Raw genomic sequence first — 19,756 nt, 5'->3', positions numbered from 1 at the left:
GGACTGTCCGGGTCGACTAGGGACTTTATGGAAGAAGATTTCCTCAGCCGGGCGCGTTCGCGCAGCCCTGAGCGTCGTGGCAGCGGCTTGCTGATCGGCGCGGTGCTGGCCTCGTTCCTCGTCGGCGTGGCGGGCACGGGCTATATCGCGTGGAAGGGCGGGCTGGATTTCCTGCCCGGCACTGGCGAAGCCGTTCAGGAAACGCCCGCACCGCTCGATCGTCAGCCTCTGCTTGCTTCAGAGCCTTCGCCAAGCGCCAGTGCCAGCGAATCCAAGGCCGCCGCGCAGGCGGTGGAGAAGGTGGAGCAGGTCGCCCAGCAGCAGGGCGGGATCGAGGCGCGCGTGGTCGCCATGGAACAGCGGCTGGACCAGCTCTCGCTTCAGGCGCAATCGGTCGCGGGCAATGCCGCGCGGTCCGAGGCGCTGCTGGTGGCCTTCGCCTCGCGCCGCTCGATCGAGCGTGGGCAGCCGCTGGGTAGCCTGGCCGATCAGCTCAAGCTGCGTTTCGGCGATGCCCACCCCAATGCCGTGCGCACGGTGATCGAAGCGGCGAAATCGCCGGTTACGCTGGATCAGCTTGTCGCGCGGCTGGACGGACTTGCGCCCGAACTGACCACCAGTTCCTCGCCTGAGCTGAGTTGGGGGCGGTTGAAGCGCGAATTCGCGGAACTCTTCGTCATTCGCCACGAGGCGACGCCGTCGCCGCAGCCGGTCAAGCGAATGGAGCGGGCGCACCTGTTCATGGAAAGCGGCCGAGTGGCTGCCGCTGCTGCGGAAGTAAGCAACCTTCCCGGCGCGGATAGCCCCGATGCCCTGCGCTGGATTGCCGATGCCCGCCGCTATGCCGCCGCGCAGGATGCGCTGGACCGACTGGAGACGGCGGCGATTTCCGACGAGGTTCGCCTGCGTGACGGGCAGGGCAGGCTGGTGCAGCAGCGCAGCCCCATTCAGCCCTAGGGGCAAGCTCCACCTCGCCCGGCCTTGGCAGAGGCAGGCCTTCTGAATATATGAACCATATACGAATCGTATATGGAGGCCCCATGGGCATCGTGAATATCGAAGAGGAGCTGCACGATCAGCTCCGCCGGGCGAGCAAGGTTTCCTGCCGTTCGATCAACGCACAGGCCGCCTTCTGGATCAGGCTGGGCATGTTGTGCGAAACCAATCCGACGCTCAGCTTCAACCAGATCATGGAGCGGGAACTGAACGCCGCGGGCGTTGCGCCGCCGCCCCTTGCATCCGCTGCCTCCGGTGAATGCGCCGCATGATCAAGGGGCCTGAAGAACTGGCGCTGATGGCCGAATCCGGCCGCCTGCTCGCCTCCGTTTTCGAGATGCTGGACCGCACGCCGTTGGCGGGGAAATCCACGCTGGAGATCGACACTCTGGTGGAGCGTTTCATTGAGGACGATCTGCAGGCCCGGCCTGCCAGCAAGGGGCAATATGGCTTTGCCTTCGTGCTCAATTCATCGGTGAACCATGTGGTTTGCCACGGCGTTCCATCCGCAACGGATGTGCTGGCCGATGGCGACATCGTGAATTTCGACATCACGCTGGAAAAGGATGGCTTCATGGCGGATTCCAGCAAGACCTATCTGGTGGGCGATGTCCATCCGGCGGCGCAGCGGCTGGTCCGCACGGCTTATGAGGCGCTGTGGCAGGGCATCCGCACCGTTCGTCCCGGCGCGCGGCTGGGCGACATCGGCGCCGCGATCGAGCGCCATGCGAAGAAGAACAATTATACGGTCGTGCGCGAATATTGCGGCCACGGTATCGGGCGGGAAATGCATGAAGATCCGCAAGTGCTTCATTTCGGCCGCCCCGGAACCGGCATGGTCCTGCGCGAAGGCATGACCTTCACCATCGAGCCGATGCTCAATCAGGGCCGCCGCAGCGTGCGCACCGAAGATGACGGATGGACCGTGGTGACCTGCGACGGCGCGCTTTCGGCGCAGTTCGAACATACCGTTGCCGTCACCGCGACGGGTGTGAAAGTGCTCACCCTTCGAGCAGACGAGCGGGGAATGGTGGGGAAGAAGTAAGGCTTCTCCCTCGTCATCCCAGCGAAAGCTGGGATCGCTGGAGACTGGGCCCTTCATCTGAAAAGCTCGATTCAAGAACCTGGAGCTTCACCGAAATCGATCCCAGCTTTCGCTGGGATGACGATCCGGGCGGGCGCCATTCCCTTTCACTGGCCAAACCGCTAGGCTGGCGCCATGGATTTGGACGACCAGCTTCGCCGCTATTTCGGCACTTCGGACCTTTCGCAAGTCTCGCCCGCAGTTCAGGCGGACGGGCTTGACCGGATGCGGGTGGATTTCGGGCTGGAGAAAGACCGGTCGCGGCGCTTCGCGCTATGGAGCCTGCTTTACATGCTGGGGCAGGCACCCGATCTCGACGTGGCCTTCAAGGACGAGGCGGACCGGGATGCCGCGCGCAACCTGATGGATCTGATGGCTGCTTCCGAAGGGGATTAACGCCCGCTGCTCTCAAAAACGCGCTCGTCATTGCGAGGGGCCGCAGGCCCCGTGGCAATCCAGAGCCTCTGAGTGTAATTGCCCTGGATTGCCGCGCGGCTTTGCCGCTCGCAATGACGATTATTGGCCGAGCCTCGGCAGGCGCTTGCCTTTGCGGCGGCTGGTCAGGTGATACTGCCAGCATCGGTCACAGCGATAGAGGCGCAGGTCGAGGCCTGACTGGACGATGGCCGCCAGCGCCTCGTCCTGAGTCCGGTAGGAAGCCTTCTTCCGGCAGATGCTCAGTCTGGTGCGCATGGCAGGGTGGGCCGGACGGCGCGGAATGGCGCGCCGCCCGGCGATAATGGTTTACTTGTCGACTGCGGCCGCCAGCATTTCCGGCGTCGGAGGAGCAGTGTCCTTCGGGTCGGAACCCTTGTGCTTGTCGGTCGCAGGCAGCGGCGCGCCATTGGCGATGCCGAAGCCGGCCTGTTCGCCGGAAAATTCGGTGTAGGCGACGTTCACGTTCATATGCGCGCGGGCCAGCGGCGTATTGCCGTATTCCAGACCCTTCTTGATATGCGTGTCGAGCAGGGGCGCGAATTCCGCATTGCGCTGCAGTTCGGCCACGGCCACGCCCGGTGCGTCGCCGCGATCGTAAGCGGCCCTGGCTGCATTAACCAGCGCGCGGTTGAAGTGCGACAGGCGCGTGAGCCCGGCCCAGTTGTTCACATGGCCATGGCCTTCGACCACGATTTCAATGCCCATGCCCTTCACGGCATCCACCAGCTTTTCGGTTTCGGTGGCAATGGCCTCCGCGCCGCCTGCGGGAAGGAACGGCGCCATGTTCCACGCCATCACGTCACCCATGAACAGCAGCTTGGCCGCCGGGACGACCACGAAAGTGTCACCGCCGGTGTGGCCCACGCCGGTGTGGAACAGTTCGATCCGCTCGTCGCCTTCGCCGATGGTCAGGCGATCCTTGTAGGTTTCGGTCGGCAGCAGCTTGGGATTGACCTGCGGATTGGCGGCCAGTTCGGTCTTGGTGCCTTCGCTCATCACGATGCGGACATCGGGGTAAAGATCGCGAATGAAGTCGGTGCTGCCCGTATGGTCCGGGTGGCTGTGGGTGCAGATAATGGTCTTGATCGGCTTGTCAGTGATCTTGCGGACTTCATCCATGATCGCCTGGCCGTTGCCGGGCATCTTGGTGTCCACCAGGATCACGCCGTCATGCTGCACGACAACCAGCGTGTTTCCGCCGCCGCCGAAGATCTTGTAGACGTTGCCGGTGATGTGTTCGATCGGCTCCGGCGGGGGCAGGGGCGAGCCTGCGCGCGGCGGGGCTGCGGGGCGCGGCGGCGGGCCGCCGGTTCCGGTCTGCTGCGCGGCGGCCGATGCGGCCATGCCGCCGGCGACGAAGATCGCCAGAACTGCCTTGAACTTCATGTGTCTCTCCCTGATCGCGATATTCGATTCGATCTTGTGCGAGCCTTGCCTAGCCCGCGCGGCAATGCAGGCATAGGCCTGCAAGTGTAGCGAAAGGTCGCAACGGTGGCGGGGCGTTTGTGTTCCGCATATTTCTGAAGGGGAAGGGAGCTATCCTCCTCGTCATTCCCGCCTGCGCGGGAATGACGAAGGGCTGGGGGCATGGCTGAAACAGGCTTGTTCCGGCCGCATTCCCAATCAGTCGCTGGCCGGACCCACCTAAGCCTGCAAAAGCGAAGGCAGCTTGCCGCTCATCCCGCGTGCTTCGTCCATGAAGAAGTTCTTCAGGGCAGGCAGGCGCTGCACCCCGGCCATGCCGAAGCGGCGGATGGCGGATGCGGCGCGGCCTTTCACGCCGAACAGGCGGGTGATGCTGTCGCAAGTGGCAGAGACAGTGAAATTATCGAGGCTGCGCCAGCGTTCGTAGCGCTCCAGAATCTGCGCATCGCCCGGATCGAGGCCCAGCCGCATTCCGTCCACCAGCACTTCCACCAGCGCGCCGACATCGCGCAGGCCCAGATTGAGGCCCTGCCCGGCAATCGGGTGAATGCCGTGGGCAGCATCGCCTGCCAGCACCAGCCTTTGCCCGGTCATCCGTGCGGTATGCTGGAAGCCCAGCGGATAGGAGGAGACCCGGCTGTTCAGGCTGATCTTGCCGAAGATGCCCTGCATCCGCTTGTCCACTTCGGCCAGGAATGCCCGTTCGGACAGGGCCAGCGTGCCCGCCGCGTCCTTTTCCGCCACGGTCCACACCAGCGCGCTGCGGTGCTGGCCATCTGGCCCGTCGCGCATGGGCAGCAGGGCGAAGGGGCCGGTGAGATAGAAGATTTCCCACGCGACATTGCTGTGCGATTTTTCATGGTTCAGCCCGACGATCATCGCGCGGTGCTGGTAATCCCAATGGGCCAGCTTCAGCCCGGCCTCGTCCCGCGTGGGGGAACGGCGGCCTTCGGCAGCGACCATCAGGCTGGCGTGGAGCACTCGCCCGTCGGACAGGGTGGCGGACACGCCATGTTCGCCGCGCTCGCGCTTCACCACATCGACGGGCGCGTGCCAGGAAATCAGCTTCTCGTCCTTCGCCGCTTCGAACAGGGCGAGGCGCAGGTCGCGATTGGCGAACATGCGGCCGAGCGATCCTTCTTCCGGCTTGGGGCGGAAGTCGATCCGGCCGGGGCGCATCGCATCGGTGACGGCAATCGAATCGATCGGGCAGCCATAAGGCTCCAGCCGCTCGCCCAGGCCGATATTGCTGAACAGGTTCCAACTGGCGGTGGAGATCGCACTGGCGCGGCCGTCAAAGTCGTCAGCCGTCAGCTCCGCCGGGTCCGCGCGGTCGACCACATGGCTGGCAATGCCCTGTTTCGCGGCGGCGAGGGCCAGGGTCATGCCCACCAGGCCACCGCCCAGGATCAGCAATTCGCGCCTCTCGTCCATCGTGCATTCCTTGCGGGTTGGGAACTCAGGCCCTACGCCGTGAGTCCCATGCGAGACAAGTGCAACATTGCCCGACAGGAAAGACACTTCGCCATGCCGGTGATCCGGTTCATTGCCTCGCTGCTCGCCCTTCTTGCCGCCATCTTCATGCCTTCGCTCGCAGCGGCGCAGGTGCGGGCGAACCATATCGCGGCGGAACTGGTGGCCGAAGGGCCCGCCACGCCGGGCGGCACGGTGGAACTGGCCTTCGTGATGAAGCCGGAAGAAGGCTGGCACGGCTATTGGGCCAATCCCGGCGATGCGGGTTACGGGATGGAACTGGCATGGTCGCTGCCGCAGGGATGGAGCGCCGGTGATCTGACCTATCCCGTGCCGCAGACCTTGCTGATCTCCGGCATGATGAACCATGTCTATGAAGGGCCTTATGCCGTGCTCGTGCCGCTGTCGGTGCCTGCCGGTGTCCCTTCTGGCACCGTTGTGCCGATTTCAGTCGAGGCTAACTGGCTGGCCTGCACGGACAAGATTTGCGTTCCGGAACAGGCACTTCTGGCGGCAAGCATCAAGGTCGGCCCAGGTGCGCCCAACGAGCCGCGCTTTGACGGCTGGCGGGCGGCAGTTCCCCCGCTGATCGATCAGGCGGCCAGTTTCTCCTTTGGAAACAACAAGCTGCGCATCGGTATTCCGCTGCCCTCATCGCTCGAAATCGCCGCGCCGCACCTGTTTCTCAGCGAAACCGGCCTGATCGACTATGCCGCCCCCCAGACCTTCCGCCGGAACGGGGATATGCTGGTGGCCGAACTGGCTCTGGCAGAGGGTGCAGATCGTTCCGCTCAGGCGATTTCGGGCATTCTCAAGCTGGACGATTCCGGCAATGGGGTCAGCTTTGCGGGCGTTCCGGGAGATGTCCCCAAGGGCGGGATTCCGCTCGATACAGGGCGGGAAACGGTCGAAGGGCTTCCGGCCTTTCCGCTGTTGCTGGCCATGGCGCTGGCGGGCGGGCTGCTGCTCAACATCATGCCCTGCGTGTTCCCGATCCTCAGCCTCAAGGCGCTCAGCCTCGCGCGGGCGGGGGAGAGCGAGGCCGAGGCGCGGCGGGAAGGGCTGGCCTATACGGCAGGCGTGATCCTCGCCTGTCTGGGCCTTGGTGCGCTGATGCTGGCCCTGCGTGCAGGCGGGGCGGAGATCGGCTGGGCCTTCCAGTTGCAGGAGCCGGGCGTAGTCGCCGCGCTGCTGGTGCTGGCAGTGGCGATCACGGCCAATTTCGCCGGGCTTTATGAACTGCCCTCGCTCTCGGTATCGGGCGGCGGGCAGCCGATGGGCGCGTTCGGCACAGGGCTGCTGGCAGCCTTCGTCGCCACGCCCTGCACCGGCCCCTTCATGGCGGCAGCGATGGGCGCGGCTCTGCTGCTGCCGCCTATCGAGGCGATGCTGCTGTTTGCCGCGCTGGGCCTTGGCATAGCGCTGCCGTTCCTCGCGCTGGGCTTCATTCCTGCGCTGCGGCGGCGGCTTCCGCGGCCGGGCAAGTGGATGAACATCTTCCGTAAGGTGATGGCCGTTCCCATGGCGCTGACGGCGCTGGCGCTTTTGTGGCTTTGCTGGCGGCTTGGGGGAAGCACGTTTGCTGTGCTTGCACTTTGGATCGCGGTGCAAATTGTGCTCATCATCGTCACATATCAACGCGCGAACTGGCGCGTCCTTGCTGTCGAGGTCATCGCGCTGGCTGCTCTATTGGTCATAACCCCGCGCGAATTTGCTCCCCCTGCTGCCGTATCGGAATCCAGCCTGATCGCGGCCAAGCCCTTCAGCGAGGCCGCGCTGGCGGAGGCGCGGGCATCGGGCAAGCCGGTGTTCGTCTGGTTTACGGCGGACTGGTGCCTGACCTGCAAGGTCAATGAAGGCGTCGCGATCGAGCGGGAGGAAACGAAGCAGGCCTTCGAGAAGGCAGGCGTCGTCGCGCTGGTGGGGGACTGGACCCGTCGCGATCCGGCGATCACGCGTTTCCTGACCGCCCGCGGTGCAGGCGGGGTGCCGCTCTATCTGTGGTATCCGGCAGGCGGGGGCGAGCCGCAGCAATTGCCGCAGGTGCTGACGCCATCCAGCCTTACTCAGCTGGCGGAGGGGAACTGACTTCCTTCGGTTCGGCCTTCGGTTCGGCTTTTGGCTCGGCCACGCCGCCCCGGCGGCACCAGCCCAGGAATTCACGCGGCAGCGGGCTGCCCGCTATCTTGAGCGTACCGGCGCCGGGCAGCGTAGCCTCGATGTCTCGCTGGCCAGTGAACACATCCAGTTCCGGCGCGCTGGCGGGATAGAGGCCTTCCCAGCGCCAGCCTGCACTTTTGGACAGCGTTGCGTCGAGCTTGAGCCGGGCAGTGATGCCATTGCCCAACACGGCGAACAGCGCCTTTGCACCGGGCTGGGACTGGGCATTGCGGATCACCGCAAGCTGCGGTGCGCTATCCTTCGCCAGCACGCAATGCAGGGTGAGGAAAGGCGCCTGCTTCTCCTGCCCGAAATCCAGCCCCGCGCCATCTGCTGAAACACGCCAACTCGCGCCTTCGCTGTTCGGCGAGGCACTGAGCGCCAGCGCGGCGGCGCTCTGGGTTTCGTCCAGATCGATCCGCTGCACCGGTGGCCGGTCGCAGGCGGTGAGCAGGAGGGGAAGGGGAAGCAGTAGAATCCGGTTCATCATTGTCTCGCAAGGCGCAGCAGCGCGATGCCGGTAACCGCGCCGATGGACAAGCCCGCAGCCGCACCGCCTGCCAGCGCGCTCAGCGCGATGAACAGAGGCGGCGTGGTCATGTCCGGCCATGTAGCGGCAAGGAAAATCCACATCATCGCAATCGCCCAGCCGAGAATATTGGCAGGCAGCCACAGCACTGCATGCGAAGTGTGGCGGCGCAGGACGAGCCATTGCGCAAAGCCGAAGATGAGGCCGCCCGCAGCCCCCATTCCCGCCGAGGCGAGCAGAATGAAAGCCATGCCAGGTTCTGCAACTGCCTCTGCGCCAGCGGGTGGAGACCCCGCGCTCAAGGTCGACGGAAGCATTCCCGAGGCCCAGCCGAGTATGGCGACGGCCACGGTGGCGCCGATCCAATGGCGTGCCGGCAAATTCGGAAAAAGCCGTTGCAGGATACGCCACTGGAAAAAGCCGATGGCGCCGCCTTCAACCGCGCCCACGGAGACCATCGCCAGATAGATCGTCCATGCCGCTGCCGGGCTGTCAGGCTCCCCGATCAGGCTGTTTGCGGCCAGTGCGACGATCCCGGCACAGCCGATGCCGATAAATTCGCCTAGACCGCAGGAAAGTACCCAACTGCGGTAAAGCGGGCCTTCCGGCCGCGCCGGATTCACCGCCCCCATTTCCGCTGGCTCTTGCCATAGCGGGTCTTGCGAGTGCCCGGCTTGCCTTCATTACTGCGTCCGACCAGCGGTGCCTTCTTTTCCTCGTCCGGCAGGCCAAGTTCTTCGGCTTCCAGTCGGCGGATTTCGTCGCGCAGGCGGCCGGCTTCCTCGAATTCGAGATCGGCGGCGGCGGCGCGCATCTTCTTTTCCAGGTCTTCGATATAAGCGCGCAGATTGTGGCCCACGAGGTTGTTGCGGCCATCTTCCGCCTCGATGTCCACCAGCACCCCGTCACGGCTGGCCGTGTGGGCGACGATGTCGGCGATCTGGCGCTTGATCGTCTGCGGCGTGATGCCGTGTTCCTCATTATAGGCGCGCTGTTTCTCGCGGCGGCGGTCCGTCTCGGCGATGGCGCGTTCCATGCTGCCGGTCATGCGGTCGGCATAGAGGATCACCCGGCCATCCACGTTGCGGGCGGCGCGCCCAATGGTCTGGACGAGCGAAGTCTCGCTGCGCAGGAAGCCTTCCTTGTCCGCATCCAGAATGCAGACGAGGCCGCATTCGGGAATGTCGAGCCCCTCGCGCAGCAGGTTGATGCCCACCAGCACGTCATACACGCCCATGCGCAGGTCGCGGATCAGTTCGATGCGCTCCAGCGTCTCCACGTCGGAATGCATGTAGCGCACGCGCAGCCCAGCCTCATGCATGAACTCGGTAAGGTCTTCCGCCATCCGCTTGGTCAGCGTGGTAACGAGAGTGCGATAGCCCTGTGCCGCGGTTTCGCGGCATTCGTTGATGCAATCCTGCACCTGGTCTTCCACCGGGCGGATGAACACTGGCGGGTCGATCAGGCCGGTGGGGCGGATCACCTGTTCGGCAAAGACGCCGCCCGATTCCTCCATTTCCCAATTGCCGGGAGTGGCCGATACGGCAACGGTCTGCGGGCGCATCGCATCCCATTCGTTGAAGCGCAGCGGGCGGTTGTCGATACAGCTCGGCAGGCGGAAGCCATATTCGGCCAGCGTCAGCTTGCGGCGATGGTCCCCCTTGGCCATGGCGCCGATCTGCGGCACGGTCTGGTGGCTTTCGTCCACGAACAGCAGGGCATTTTCGGGCAGATATTCGAACAGGGTCGGCGGCGGTTCCCCCGGCAGGCGCCCGGTCAGGAAGCGGCTGTAATTCTCGATCCCTGCGCAACTGCCGGTGGCCGCGATCATTTCCAGATCGAAATTGGTGCGCTGTTCCAGCCGCTGATGTTCCAGCAGCTTGCCTTCGGCTTCCAGTTCCTTGAGCCGCTCGCTCAGTTCGAACCGGATCGCCTCGCTGGCCTGCTTCAGCGTGGGGCCGGGCGTGACATAGTGCGAATTGGCATAGACGCGCACGCTGTTGAGGCTGGCCCCCTTGGCGCCTGTGAGGGGATCGAACTCGCTGATTTCCTCGATCTCGTCGCCGAAGAAGCTCACTCGCCAGGCCATGTCTTCATAATGGCTGGGGAAGATTTCCAGACTGTCCCCCCGAACGCGGAAATTGCCGCGCGCAAAGGCCGCATCGTTGCGCTTGTATTGCAGGGCCACCAGCTTGCGGATGATTTCCCGCTGGTCGACTTCCTGCCCCTTCTTCAGGTCGAAGATCATGGCCGAATAGGTTTCGACCGAGCCGATACCGTAAAGGCAGGAAACCGAGGCGACGATGATCACGTCGTCCCGTTCCAGCAGGGCGCGGGTGGCCGAATGGCGCATCCGGTCAATCGCCTCGTTTACCGAGCTTTCCTTCTCGATATAGGTGTCGCTGCGCGGCACATAGGCTTCGGGCTGGTAATAGTCGTAATAGCTGACGAAATATTCGACCGCGTTCTCCGGAAAGAAGCTCTTGAACTCGCCATAGAGCTGCGCGGCGAGGATCTTGTTCGGTGCCAGGATCAGCGCGGGGCGCTGCAAGGTCTCGATCACCTTGGCCATGGTGAAGGTCTTGCCGCTGCCGGTCACGCCCAGCAGCACCTGCGTCTTCTCGTCTTCGCGCATGCCCGCCACGAGTTCCGCAATCGCGGTGGGCTGGTCGCCGGCTGGTTCATAATCCGAGACGAGCTTGAACGGCCGCCCCCCATCGGACTTTTCCGGGCGCGTGGGCTTGTGGGGCGTGAAAGTGCCCGACGTGTCGGGCTCTTCCAGACCCCTGCGGATGACGAGTTCGGCCATGGCGCGATATATGGCCGTTCTACATGCGTTCCGCAACGGGGCGTTGGCAGGAAGGCACTGGCTTGGTATTCGCGGCCCGATGGGTCGCGTCATTTATTCCGTTTTTCGAAGGGATCGATTTGATGCGTAAACTGGTTCTCCTGCCGATCGTGGCGGCAATCGCCCTTGCCGGGTGCGGCAAGAAGGAAGAAGCGCCAGCTGGCGGCGAGGCAGGTGGGGAAGCGGCGAAGCCGGCGGAAGCTGTGGCGGCGGGCCTCGATACGCCGCAGCCGGGCCTTTACAAGCAGACTGTGGAAGTCCTGGAGATGAGCATCCCCGGAATGCCCGCAGCGATGGCGGCGCAGATGAAACAGTCCATGTCAGCCAATATGGAACTTACCGATTGCCTCACGCCCGAAGAGGCGAAGGAAGCGGTCAAGCAGCTGACTTCGCGCGGCATGAACAAGGAAAGCAATTGCACTTACGACAAGTTTGACGTGTCCGGCGGTGCGATTGACGCTGTGATGAAGTGCGATGGCGAGAATGGCGGCAGCGGCACCTTCAAGCTCAGCGGCAGTTTCAGTTCCACCGGCAGCGACATGACCGTGGAAGGCGATCAGGTCGTGCCGGATATGCCGGGCGGCAAGATGCACATGAAGATGCATATGGTTTCCGAACGCATCGGCGAATGCAAAGGCTGATGACTGAGTGAGAGTGACCCGCCGGGTGCGCTGAACTCCGACGCAGGGGCATGTAACTCCCCCTTGTCAATTCGCCCTGAGCCTGTCGCAGGACATGCAGTGTCACGCGACAGGCCGGGCTATGGTTCATGCGGAACGGGTAAGGGCAGGGTGGTGCGGTTGCCTCGTCCGGATGTCTGGAAAGTAACATAAGTATTTGAATATAAATAAAAATATTCAAATATTGCCTTATCGCCTCAAACCCGCTCGGTAGTGTGAGCAGTGTAACATGTGTAACACCCCCGCTTCAGGCCCGTCGTGTGCTGCGCGCCGAGTGAGGGGGAATGCTACAGTTTCGTGACTGCGGCAGATTTCATTCAGCCTACAATAAGTCAGTTCTGTTACATTGCCTGCATGAACTCGCTGAGTCGAAGCCATGCGGGCGCCTTGCCGCGCCGGGGTGCCATCGGGCACCGACCCTTGCGCATGCCTGTGGCCAGTGAGTGGCTGGATACGATCAAGGCGCGGGCAGCACTGGTTGCTGAAGCGCAGCCGAGCGGTATTCACGGCCCGCCATTGAAGCACCTGCTGGGCGAACTGCAATTCCTCACCCGCCCGCTCAAGCGCAAGGAGCCGGGTCTTGCCGTGCCTCGCAGCACCAGTCCGCGCGTGGTGATGCTGCTGCCCGGCTTCGCGACTCACCCGGTGCGCCTGCGTCGGCTGGCCCGCCATCTCGAAATGGCGGGGCATACGGTGAAGAACTGGGGCCTCGGCTTCAACATGGGGCCGTCGCCCGAGAATTTCGACGTGGTCACCCAGCGCGTGCTCGATCTCCATCGCCGTTATGGCGAGCAGGTAGTGCTGGTCGGCTGGAGCCTTGGCGGCATTTTTGCGCGCGAAGTGGCAAAGCGCCATCCCGATGCCATCGCCAAGGTCGTGACGATGGGTTCGCCCTTCTCGGGCAATCCCAAGGCCAATAATGTCTGGCGAATCTATCATTTGATCACCGGCCATTCGGTGGAGGCGCCGCCGGTCGTTGCAGACATTGCGACCAAGCCGCCTGTGCCCACTGTGGCCTTGTGGAGCGCGCGCGACGGGATTGTCTCTCCGCGCAGTTCCTGCGGCCGCCCCGGAGAGCGGGACCGGGCCGTTGCCCTGCGCTGCGGCCACATGGGTTTCGCCTATTCGGACGAGGCGATCGAGGCGGTTTTGGCCGAGCTCGAAAACATCTGATCCGATTCCATTTTGCCCCCTTGGCAGGCACAAAGTTCCGTGCAAGTGTTGCGCTGCAACATAAGGGGCAGTGAGCATAAAGCCGGAGCCTAATTTCGACGAGATGCGGCAGGCCGACGGGTCAATCCGTCCGGCTTACCGGGACTACGTAAGCTGGCTGGATGAACAGGATCCGGCCCTCATGCGGCGCAAGAGCCGTGAGGCCGAACAGTTCTTCCGACGAACCGGGATCACCTTCAATGTCTATGGCGACGATGACGCGGAAGAGCGGCTGATCCCCTTCGACATGGTGCCACGGATCATCACTGGCGGAGAATGGCGACGCCTTTCCCGGGGGATCGAGCAGAGGGTGAGGGCGCTCAACGCCTTCATGCACGATCTCTATCATCGGCAGGAAATCCTGCGCTCGGGCCGTATCCCGCTAAGCCTGTTCAAAAGCAATGTCGCGTGGCTGCCGCAGATGGTGGGGTTCACACCGCCGGGCGGGGTCTACACGCATATCGTCGGCATCGACCTTGTCCGCACCGGGCCTAACGAGTTCATGGTGCTGGAAGACAATGCCCGCACGCCCAGCGGCGTTTCCTACATGCTGGAAAACCGCGAGACGATGATGGCGATGTTCCCGGAACTCTTCGCCAAGATCCACGTCCAGCCCGTGTCCGATTATCCGCGCCGCCTCGCCAAGAGCCTCGCCGCCTGCGCGCCAGATGCAGCGTCGGATAAGCCGGTTGTGGCGGTGCTGACGCCGGGCATCTACAATTCCGCCTATTTCGAACATGCCTTCCTGGCAGACCAGATGGGGGCCGAACTGGTCGAAGGCAGCGATCTACGTGTGGTCGACGGCCGGGTGCAGATGCGCACTACGGCGGGCTTCCAGCCGATCGACGTGCTCTATCGCCGGGTGGACGACGATTTCCTCGATCCGCTGACCTTCAATCCGCAATCCATGCTTGGCGTGCCGGGGATCATGGATGTCTATCGCTCCGGCGGGATCACTATCGCTAATGCTCCGGGCACCGGAATCGCGGATGACAAGGCGATCTACAGCTTCATGCCGGAGATCGTGGAGTTCTATACTGGCGAGAAGCCGCTGCTGCCCAATGTGCCCACCTGGCGCTGCGCTGAGGCCGACAGCCTCGCCTACGTTCTGGACAACATCGCCGAGCTGGTGGTGAAAGAGGTCCACGGTTCGGGCGGCTATGGCATGCTTATCGGCCCGACATCGTCGAGCCGCGAGATCGCCAAATTCAAGGACAAGCTGAAGGCCCGGCCGGACAATTACATTGCCCAGCCGACGCTGGCGCTTTCCACCGTGCCGATCTTCACCAAGGCCGGGCTGGCCCCGCGCCATGTGGATTTGCGGCCCTTCGTGCTGGTTTCGCCCAATGGGGTGGACATTACACCGGGCGGGCTCACCCGCGTGGCACTGAAAAAAGGCTCGCTGGTGGTCAATTCCTCGCAAGGGGGCGGGACCAAGGACAGCTGGGTTTTGGAAGACTGAGGGGCGCGACGAAGAGGATGCTGGGCAGAACAGCCAATTCGATCTTCTGGATGTTCCGCTATCTGGAGCGGGCGGAGAATACCGCGCGCCTGCTGGAGGCGGGCTTCCGCATGGCGCTCACTCGCGGGGCGGATGCCGCAAATGAAGAATGGCGCTCCGTCATTGTCACTCTGGGTGAACGGGCGGAATATGAAGCCTTGCATGGCGAATATGCCGGCGCACAAGTGTGCAACTTCGTGCTGCGCGACAAGGAAAACCCGCAAAACGTGCTGGGTATGATCGAGGCGGCTCGGGCCAATGCCCGCAGCGCGCGTACTTCGATCACTGCCGAAGTCTGGGAAGCGGTCAACGAAGCCTGGATGATGCTGAGCGAGTTGCTGGACCGTCCGGTGCGCGAGGCTAGTCTCGGCAATGTCCTCGCGACCATCAGGCGTGAGGCGACCCTGGTGCGCGGGGCAACCTATGGCTCCATGCTGCGCAACGAGATCTACCATTTCGCGCGGGCAGGCACATTTCTGGAACGCGCTGATAACACCGCGCGCATTCTGGACGTGAAATATTACCTGCTGCTGCCGTCGCTTGCCTATGTCGGGTCCAGCCTCGACACCGGGCAATGGGATACTGTGCTCCGCTCGCTCTCGGCCGAGCGTGCCTATCGCTGGCTCAATGCCGGACGGATGGACCCGCGCGGCATTGCGGAGTTCCTGATCCTCGACCGCCGGTTCCCGCGCAGCCTGGCATTCTGCTACGATGCGCTTCGCGGCAATCTTGGCGCTTTGGCCGAGCTTCACCATGACCGCGGTGAATGCCATGCGCTGATGCGCGAGGCGGACCGGAAATTGTGTCAGGCAACCATCGATTCCATTTTCGACAAGGGCCTGCATGAATTCCTGACCGCCTTCATCAGCGAGAACCAGGCCATCGCCACCGCCATTTCCGACGACTATCGATTCATCGCCTGAAAGCCATGCGCCTCTCCATCCGCCACACCACGCATTATCGTTTCGCAGAGCCGGTCGCACACGGGCTCCAGCGGCTGCGCCTCACGCCCAAGGCTACCCATGGGCAGGAAATCCTGTCGTGGTCGATGACCTATGACGGGGCAAATCTGGAACTGGAATATGACGACCAGAACTGGAACCACACCACGCTGATCTCGGTATTGCCGGGCACTCAGGAAGTGGTGATCCATTGCGAGGGCATGGTCGAGACGCAGGACAAGGCCGGAGTGATCGGCTGGCATGCCGGGCATTTGCCGCTCTGGGCGTTCCTCTCGCAGACCGAACGGACCAAGCCGGGGGCGAAGATGCGCTCCCTCGTCACACAGGTTCGTCGCCAAGATGGCGATACGCTGGCTATGCTCCACGGGCTTTCGGACGCGATCCGCGACACGGTGCGGTACGAGACCGGTGTGACCCACGTCTATACCACCGCCGAGGAGGCGCTGGCAGAAGGCATGGGCGTCTGCCAGGACCATGCGCATATCTTCATCGGGGCGGCACGGGCGCTGGATATTCCGGCACGCTATGTCTCGGGCTATCTGATGATGGATGATCGGGTCCATCAGGAGGCGACCCACGCATGGGCGGAGGCTCATGTCGAAGGGCTGGGCTGGGTAGGCTTCGATGTGTCGAACGGCATTTCGCCCGATCCGCGTTATGTGCGTGTCGCCACCGGTCGCGATTATGGCGAGGCTGCGCCGGTTACCGGGATCAGTTTCGGTGCGGCGGAAGAAGAACTCCACGTCGCATTGGCTGTGGAACAGCAGAGCATGGAACAGTAATCTTCAAAAGCAGGGGCATTGCCACGGGTCATTTCGCCCGCAATGGCTGTTGAAGGAACAGAGTCAGGGGATTCGAAGTGACGTATTGCGTGGGTATGATGCTGGAAAAGGGGCTGGTGTTGATGAGCGACACCCGCACCAATTCGGGCGTCGATAACATCTCCACCTTCCGCAAGATGTTTCACTGGGAAGTCCCGGGCGAGCGTATCATCACCCTGATGACCGCCGGCAACCTTGCCACTACGCAGGCCGTCATCAGCCAGCTTGAGGAACGCAACAAGGCGCCGGACCAGCGGCAGAACTCGCTGCTGGAAGCTCCCACGATGTTCCAGGTTGCAGTGGAAGTCGGCCGCTTGTTGCGCGCCACGATCCAATCTTCCCAGGCTGGAAACGGCATGGAAGGGGAGGGGCGCTTCACCGCCTCGATGATTCTGGCAGGGCAGATCAAGGGCATGCAGCCGCGCATGTTCATGCTCTATCCGGAAGGCAATTTCATCGAAGCGAGTTGGGACACGCCGTTCTTCCAGATCGGGGAGACAAAATACGGCCGTCCTATCCTGCTGCGCGGATATGAAAGCGACATGGATTTCGAGGATGCGGTGAAGCTGCTGATGGTCAGCTTCGATTCGACCCTCAAGGCCAATCTCTCGGTCGGCATGCCGCTGGACCTGATGGTGATCGCCCGCGACAGCTTTGTTCCGCTGCACGAAAAGCGGATCGACAAGGACGATCCCTACTTCCTGTCCATCTCTTCGAGGTGGGGCGACTCGCTCAAGGAAGCTGTCCACGCCCTGCCGGACTATCGCTTCGAAGCCTGACTCCTGTCCCCGAACGACCGTTCGAAACCCTGCTTTCGTGCAGGCCCTTAAGGGCAATTCCGTAATTCAAATCCGGTTCGGACCGATTTCTACTCTTGTTCTGACATATTGGTGCGAATTTACGGTATCTTATTGCCCTGAATCGGCGCCAAGTCGGAATGCATGCCAGGGGGGCATGCCCACATCCTTGAGGGCATGGGACAGGTTCTTACCATCCACTTCGTCGAACGCGACATCAAGGCGCGGGCAGAGGCTGCCCGGTTGGCGCTTGCACTCGGCTATCATGCCGAAGTGTATGCGAGCCTTGAGGAAATCGCCAAGCACCCGCCGCGCGAGGGTATCCTTATCGTGCGTGACGACGAGCTGGGGAGCGGCGCGGCCGAGATCCTTGCTGCGCTCGACATGCTCGGTGTGTGCCTGCCGCTGGTGATCGCTTCTGAAGACGCATCGGTTTCGCGCGTGGTCGAGGCAGTAAGCCTGGGCGCGCTCGATTATCTGCTGTTGCCGATCGAGGAGAGTGCCTTTGCGGCCATGCTCGATCGCGTCGAAAAGCGCGCGCGAGAGCAGACGCGCACGCGTCGCAGGATGATCGAGGCGCGGGAGAAGATCAGCTTCCTGTCGGAGCGGGAAGGCGAAGTGCTCGAACTGCTGGTCAATGGCGGGTCGAACAAGCTCATCGCGCGCGAGCTGGAAATCAGCCCGCGCACGGTGGAAATCCATCGCGCGAACATGATGGAGAAGCTCGGCGCCAAGCACGTCGCCGAAGCGGTTCGCCTTTATCTGGATGCCAGGCTGGACCGGCCGAGCAGGACTCTGACCGGCGAGGAGCAGGCCTGAGAAGGCGTCAGCGGCAGAAGGGCCGCTCGCCGCCTTCCAGGTGGAAATGGTCCTTGTGGGCCTCGTTATATTCAGGCCCCAGCACGGTCCCGAAGCGCTTGCAGGCGCTGGCATGGACGACGCGCAGGAATTCGCGCTCTGACGGATTCCCGTTGCTCCACGCCTGCTTTACACTGATCCGCCGGCCATCGGCGAGAACGAAGCCTGAAACGTCGATCGCATTGGCGGTGGCGTGGGCGGAACGGCGGGAACTGCCGGCGACGTTGCGGCAATTGTAGCTGCCGAAAGTTTCGATTCGGGCAATCGGGCTTCCAAGGATGGAGCGCGCCGCGCGGTCCACGCCGTAGCGTGCCCAGCCGGCGAAGCTGTTTGCGACAGGGCAGGCGACTGGGCCGATATTAGCGAGGCCGAGTGTGCGGCTGTCATCGCCGTAAAGTGCCGAAAGTTGCACAGTGTTCACAGTGGAGCAGCCGCCGCCGTAAAACTTGTCGGGCAGGGGAGTGAAGCTGGCCTCTGACGCACCGAGCTGGGAGAGGCACTGGCGTTCCTGCGCACTGGGAGCATAGACGGGCTGGGCCGGGCGCATGGCCTGCTGGCCTGAACTGCGCCCCGAACCTCCATCTGGAAGCATCGAACAGGCGCCGAGCGTGGCAGATGCCAGAAACAGGGCGAATGCACGTTTCATGGCGCGATTCTGCGCTAAAGACGGTTAATTTTCAACTAAGATAGGCATTTGCATGCCGCAGTTCGCCGTGCTTTCCGGCAAATCGCCTTGACTCGTTTCAAACCGCCACTAAGTGCGGCGACGGGCCACGCGGTCCCAACGCCGCGCGTGCTCTCTGTGAGGAGAGTCTACATGACTGATACGAATGCCCGTCCGGCGGCCAAGCCGGCGCGTCCTTTCTTTTCTTCCGGTCCCTGCGCCAAGCCGCCGGGATATTCCCCTGAAAAGCTCGCTACCGAATCGCTCGGCCGCTCGCACCGCGCCAAGATCGGCAAGTCGCGTCTTGCCTATTGCATCGACCTGATGCGCGAAGTGCTTGAGCTGCCCGATACGCACCGCATCGGCATCGTGCCCGGTTCCGATACCGGCGCATTCGAAATGGCCATGTGGACCATGCTGGGCGCACGTGGGGTTACGGCTCTGGCTTGGGAAAGCTTCGGTGAAGGTTGGGTCACCGATGCAGTCAAGCAGCTCAAGCTCGAAGCCAATGTGATGCGCGCCGATTACGGCCAGCTGCCCGATCTCGACAAGGTCGACTGGTCTGACGACGTGCTGTTCACCTGGAACGGCACCACTTCGGGCGTTCGCGTTCCCGATGGCGAATGGATCCCCGACGACCGCGAAGGCCTGTCCTTCGCCGACGCGACCAGCGCCGTGTTCGCTTACGACATTCCGTGGGACAAGATCGACGTTGCCACCTTCTCCTGGCAGAAGGTTCTGGGCGGCGAAGGCGGCCATGGCGTGCTGATCCTCGGCCCCCGCGCCGTGCAGCGCCTGGAGGAATATACTCCCAGCTGGCCGCTGCCGAAGGTCTTCCGTCTCATGTCCAAGGGCAAGCTGGCCGAAGGCGTGTTCAAGGGCGAAACCATCAATACCCCGTCGATGCTGGCGGTGGAAGATGCGATCTTCGCGCTGGAATGGGCAAAGGGCCTTGGCGGTCTCAAGGGCCTGCAGGGGCGCAGCGACGCCAATGCCGTGGCACTGGACAAGATCGTGGCCGAACGCGACTGGCTGAGCCATCTCGCGGCCGACATGGGCACCCGTTCCAAGACCTCGGTCTGCCTCTCCGTCGAAGGCGCCGATGCCGACTTCATCAAGCAGTTCGCCGGACTGCTGGAGAAGGAAGGCGCGGCCTATGACGTCGCCGGCTATCGCGATGCCCCTCCGGGCCTGCGCATCTGGTGCGGCGCCACTGTCGACACTGCCGACATCGAGGCGCTCGGCCCCTGGCTCGACTGGGCCTACGCCGAAACCAAGGCCGCTCTGGCCGCTGCCTGACAGCCATAA

20 protein-coding genes are annotated in these 19,756 nt (G+C 63.1%); 13 read left to right on the top strand and 7 right to left on the bottom strand.

Annotation, left to right across the window (positions count from 1 at the left end; all coding sequences use genetic code 11):
* Positions 1-27: 27 nt before the first annotated feature.
* From SZ64_RS08750 to SZ64_RS08735, 4 genes are all read left to right on the top strand, one after another.
* On the top strand, positions 28-957 hold the full coding sequence (locus SZ64_RS08750) for a hypothetical protein (RefSeq protein ID WP_054530463.1): 930 nt from the start codon (positions 28-30) through the stop codon (positions 955-957).
* An 83-nt stretch (positions 958-1,040) separates the two neighbouring features.
* On the top strand, positions 1,041-1,268 hold the full coding sequence (locus SZ64_RS08745; RefSeq protein WP_054530462.1) for a ParD-like family protein: 228 nt from the start codon (positions 1,041-1,043) through the stop codon (positions 1,266-1,268).
* Complete coding sequence (gene map, locus SZ64_RS08740) at positions 1,265-2,041, top strand: type I methionyl aminopeptidase (protein WP_054530461.1); 777 nt, start codon at positions 1,265-1,267, stop codon at positions 2,039-2,041. Before SZ64_RS08745 ends, map begins: the two co-directional genes overlap by 4 nt.
* A 174-nt stretch (positions 2,042-2,215) precedes the next feature.
* Positions 2,216-2,476, top strand: coding sequence for a hypothetical protein (locus SZ64_RS08735; RefSeq protein ID WP_054530460.1), 261 nt, complete (start codon positions 2,216-2,218; stop codon positions 2,474-2,476).
* 120 nt (positions 2,477-2,596) lie between these two features.
* On the opposite strand, the gene SZ64_RS18800 is transcribed toward SZ64_RS08735, so the two are convergent.
* The 3 genes from SZ64_RS18800 to SZ64_RS08725 all read right to left on the bottom strand — a co-directional run bounded on the left by SZ64_RS18800 (position 2,597) and on the right by SZ64_RS08725 (position 5,377).
* Positions 2,597-2,773 (bottom strand): hypothetical protein, encoded by a 177-nt coding sequence (locus SZ64_RS18800; RefSeq protein WP_193391517.1) that lies wholly within the window; start codon positions 2,771-2,773, stop codon positions 2,597-2,599.
* Between the two features lie 51 nt (positions 2,774-2,824).
* On the bottom strand, positions 2,825-3,904 hold the full coding sequence (locus SZ64_RS08730; RefSeq protein ID WP_054530459.1) for an MBL fold metallo-hydrolase: 1,080 nt from the start codon (positions 3,902-3,904) through the stop codon (positions 2,825-2,827).
* A gap of 258 nt (positions 3,905-4,162) precedes the next feature.
* Positions 4,163-5,377: an FAD-dependent monooxygenase gene (locus SZ64_RS08725; RefSeq protein WP_054530458.1), complete on the bottom strand. Its 1,215-nt coding sequence runs from the start codon at positions 5,375-5,377 to the stop codon at positions 4,163-4,165.
* A 48-nt stretch (positions 5,378-5,425) separates the two neighbouring features.
* On the opposite strand from SZ64_RS08725, the gene SZ64_RS08720 reads away from it, so the two are divergent.
* Positions 5,426-7,504 (top strand): thioredoxin family protein, encoded by a 2,079-nt coding sequence (locus SZ64_RS08720; protein WP_082384491.1) that lies wholly within the window; start codon positions 5,426-5,428, stop codon positions 7,502-7,504.
* Here the strand turns inward: SZ64_RS08720 and SZ64_RS08715 are convergent.
* The 3 genes from SZ64_RS08715 to uvrB are packed head-to-tail and all read right to left on the bottom strand — an operon-like array spanning position 7,479 to position 10,914.
* Complete coding sequence (locus SZ64_RS08715; protein WP_162225089.1) at positions 7,479-8,003, bottom strand: hypothetical protein; 525 nt, start codon at positions 8,001-8,003, stop codon at positions 7,479-7,481. The two genes, SZ64_RS08720 and SZ64_RS08715, sit on opposite strands and share 26 nt — an antisense overlap.
* Before the next feature lie 59 nt (positions 8,004-8,062).
* A complete protein-coding gene (locus tag SZ64_RS08710) occupies positions 8,063-8,737 on the bottom strand; it encodes a hypothetical protein (protein ID WP_054530455.1) in 675 nt (224 codons plus the stop codon).
* Positions 8,725-10,914 carry an excinuclease ABC subunit UvrB gene (uvrB, locus tag SZ64_RS08705; protein ID WP_054530454.1) on the bottom strand — a complete coding sequence of 730 codons (2,190 nt, stop codon included), beginning with the start codon at positions 10,912-10,914 and terminating at the stop codon, positions 8,725-8,727. The genes SZ64_RS08710 and uvrB overlap by 13 nt, the downstream gene beginning before the upstream one ends.
* A gap of 122 nt (positions 10,915-11,036) precedes the next feature.
* On the opposite strand from uvrB, the gene SZ64_RS08700 reads away from it, so the two are divergent.
* From SZ64_RS08700 to SZ64_RS08670, 7 genes are all read left to right on the top strand, one after another.
* Complete coding sequence (locus SZ64_RS08700; protein WP_162225088.1) at positions 11,037-11,594, top strand: DUF3617 domain-containing protein; 558 nt, start codon at positions 11,037-11,039, stop codon at positions 11,592-11,594.
* 465 nt (positions 11,595-12,059) lie between these two features.
* Positions 12,060-12,806 (top strand): alpha/beta fold hydrolase, encoded by a 747-nt coding sequence (locus tag SZ64_RS08695; RefSeq protein ID WP_054530452.1) that lies wholly within the window; start codon positions 12,060-12,062, stop codon positions 12,804-12,806.
* A gap of 103 nt (positions 12,807-12,909) precedes the next feature.
* Positions 12,910-14,307 carry a circularly permuted type 2 ATP-grasp protein gene (locus SZ64_RS08690; RefSeq protein ID WP_054530451.1) on the top strand — a complete coding sequence of 466 codons (1,398 nt, stop codon included), beginning with the start codon at positions 12,910-12,912 and terminating at the stop codon, positions 14,305-14,307.
* A gap of 17 nt (positions 14,308-14,324) precedes the next feature.
* Positions 14,325-15,269 carry an alpha-E domain-containing protein gene (locus SZ64_RS08685; protein WP_054530450.1) on the top strand — a complete coding sequence of 315 codons (945 nt, stop codon included), beginning with the start codon at positions 14,325-14,327 and terminating at the stop codon, positions 15,267-15,269.
* Between the two features lie 5 nt (positions 15,270-15,274).
* Complete coding sequence (locus SZ64_RS08680) at positions 15,275-16,090, top strand: transglutaminase family protein (RefSeq protein ID WP_054530449.1); 816 nt, start codon at positions 15,275-15,277, stop codon at positions 16,088-16,090.
* A gap of 77 nt (positions 16,091-16,167) precedes the next feature.
* On the top strand, positions 16,168-16,908 hold the full coding sequence (locus SZ64_RS08675; protein WP_054530448.1) for a proteasome-type protease: 741 nt from the start codon (positions 16,168-16,170) through the stop codon (positions 16,906-16,908).
* Positions 16,909-17,103: 195 nt separating this feature from the next.
* On the top strand, positions 17,104-17,745 hold the full coding sequence (locus SZ64_RS08670; RefSeq protein ID WP_054530447.1) for a LuxR C-terminal-related transcriptional regulator: 642 nt from the start codon (positions 17,104-17,106) through the stop codon (positions 17,743-17,745).
* A 7-nt stretch (positions 17,746-17,752) separates the two neighbouring features.
* On the opposite strand, the gene SZ64_RS08665 is transcribed toward SZ64_RS08670, so the two are convergent.
* A complete protein-coding gene (locus tag SZ64_RS08665; protein ID WP_241773096.1) occupies positions 17,753-18,331 on the bottom strand; it encodes an extensin family protein in 579 nt (192 codons plus the stop codon).
* A gap of 270 nt (positions 18,332-18,601) precedes the next feature.
* On the opposite strand from SZ64_RS08665, the gene SZ64_RS08660 reads away from it, so the two are divergent.
* Positions 18,602-19,747, top strand: coding sequence for a phosphoserine transaminase (locus tag SZ64_RS08660; RefSeq protein WP_054530445.1), 1,146 nt, complete (start codon positions 18,602-18,604; stop codon positions 19,745-19,747).
* The last annotated feature ends 9 nt before the right edge of the window (positions 19,748-19,756 follow it).

Origin of the sequence: Erythrobacter sp. SG61-1L (assembly GCF_001305965.1) — a bacterium.
GTDB lineage: Bacteria > Pseudomonadota > Alphaproteobacteria > Sphingomonadales > Sphingomonadaceae > Andeanibacterium.
The sequence above is the reverse complement of the archived record's forward strand: the minus strand, read 5'-3'. Positions and strand labels throughout refer to the sequence as shown.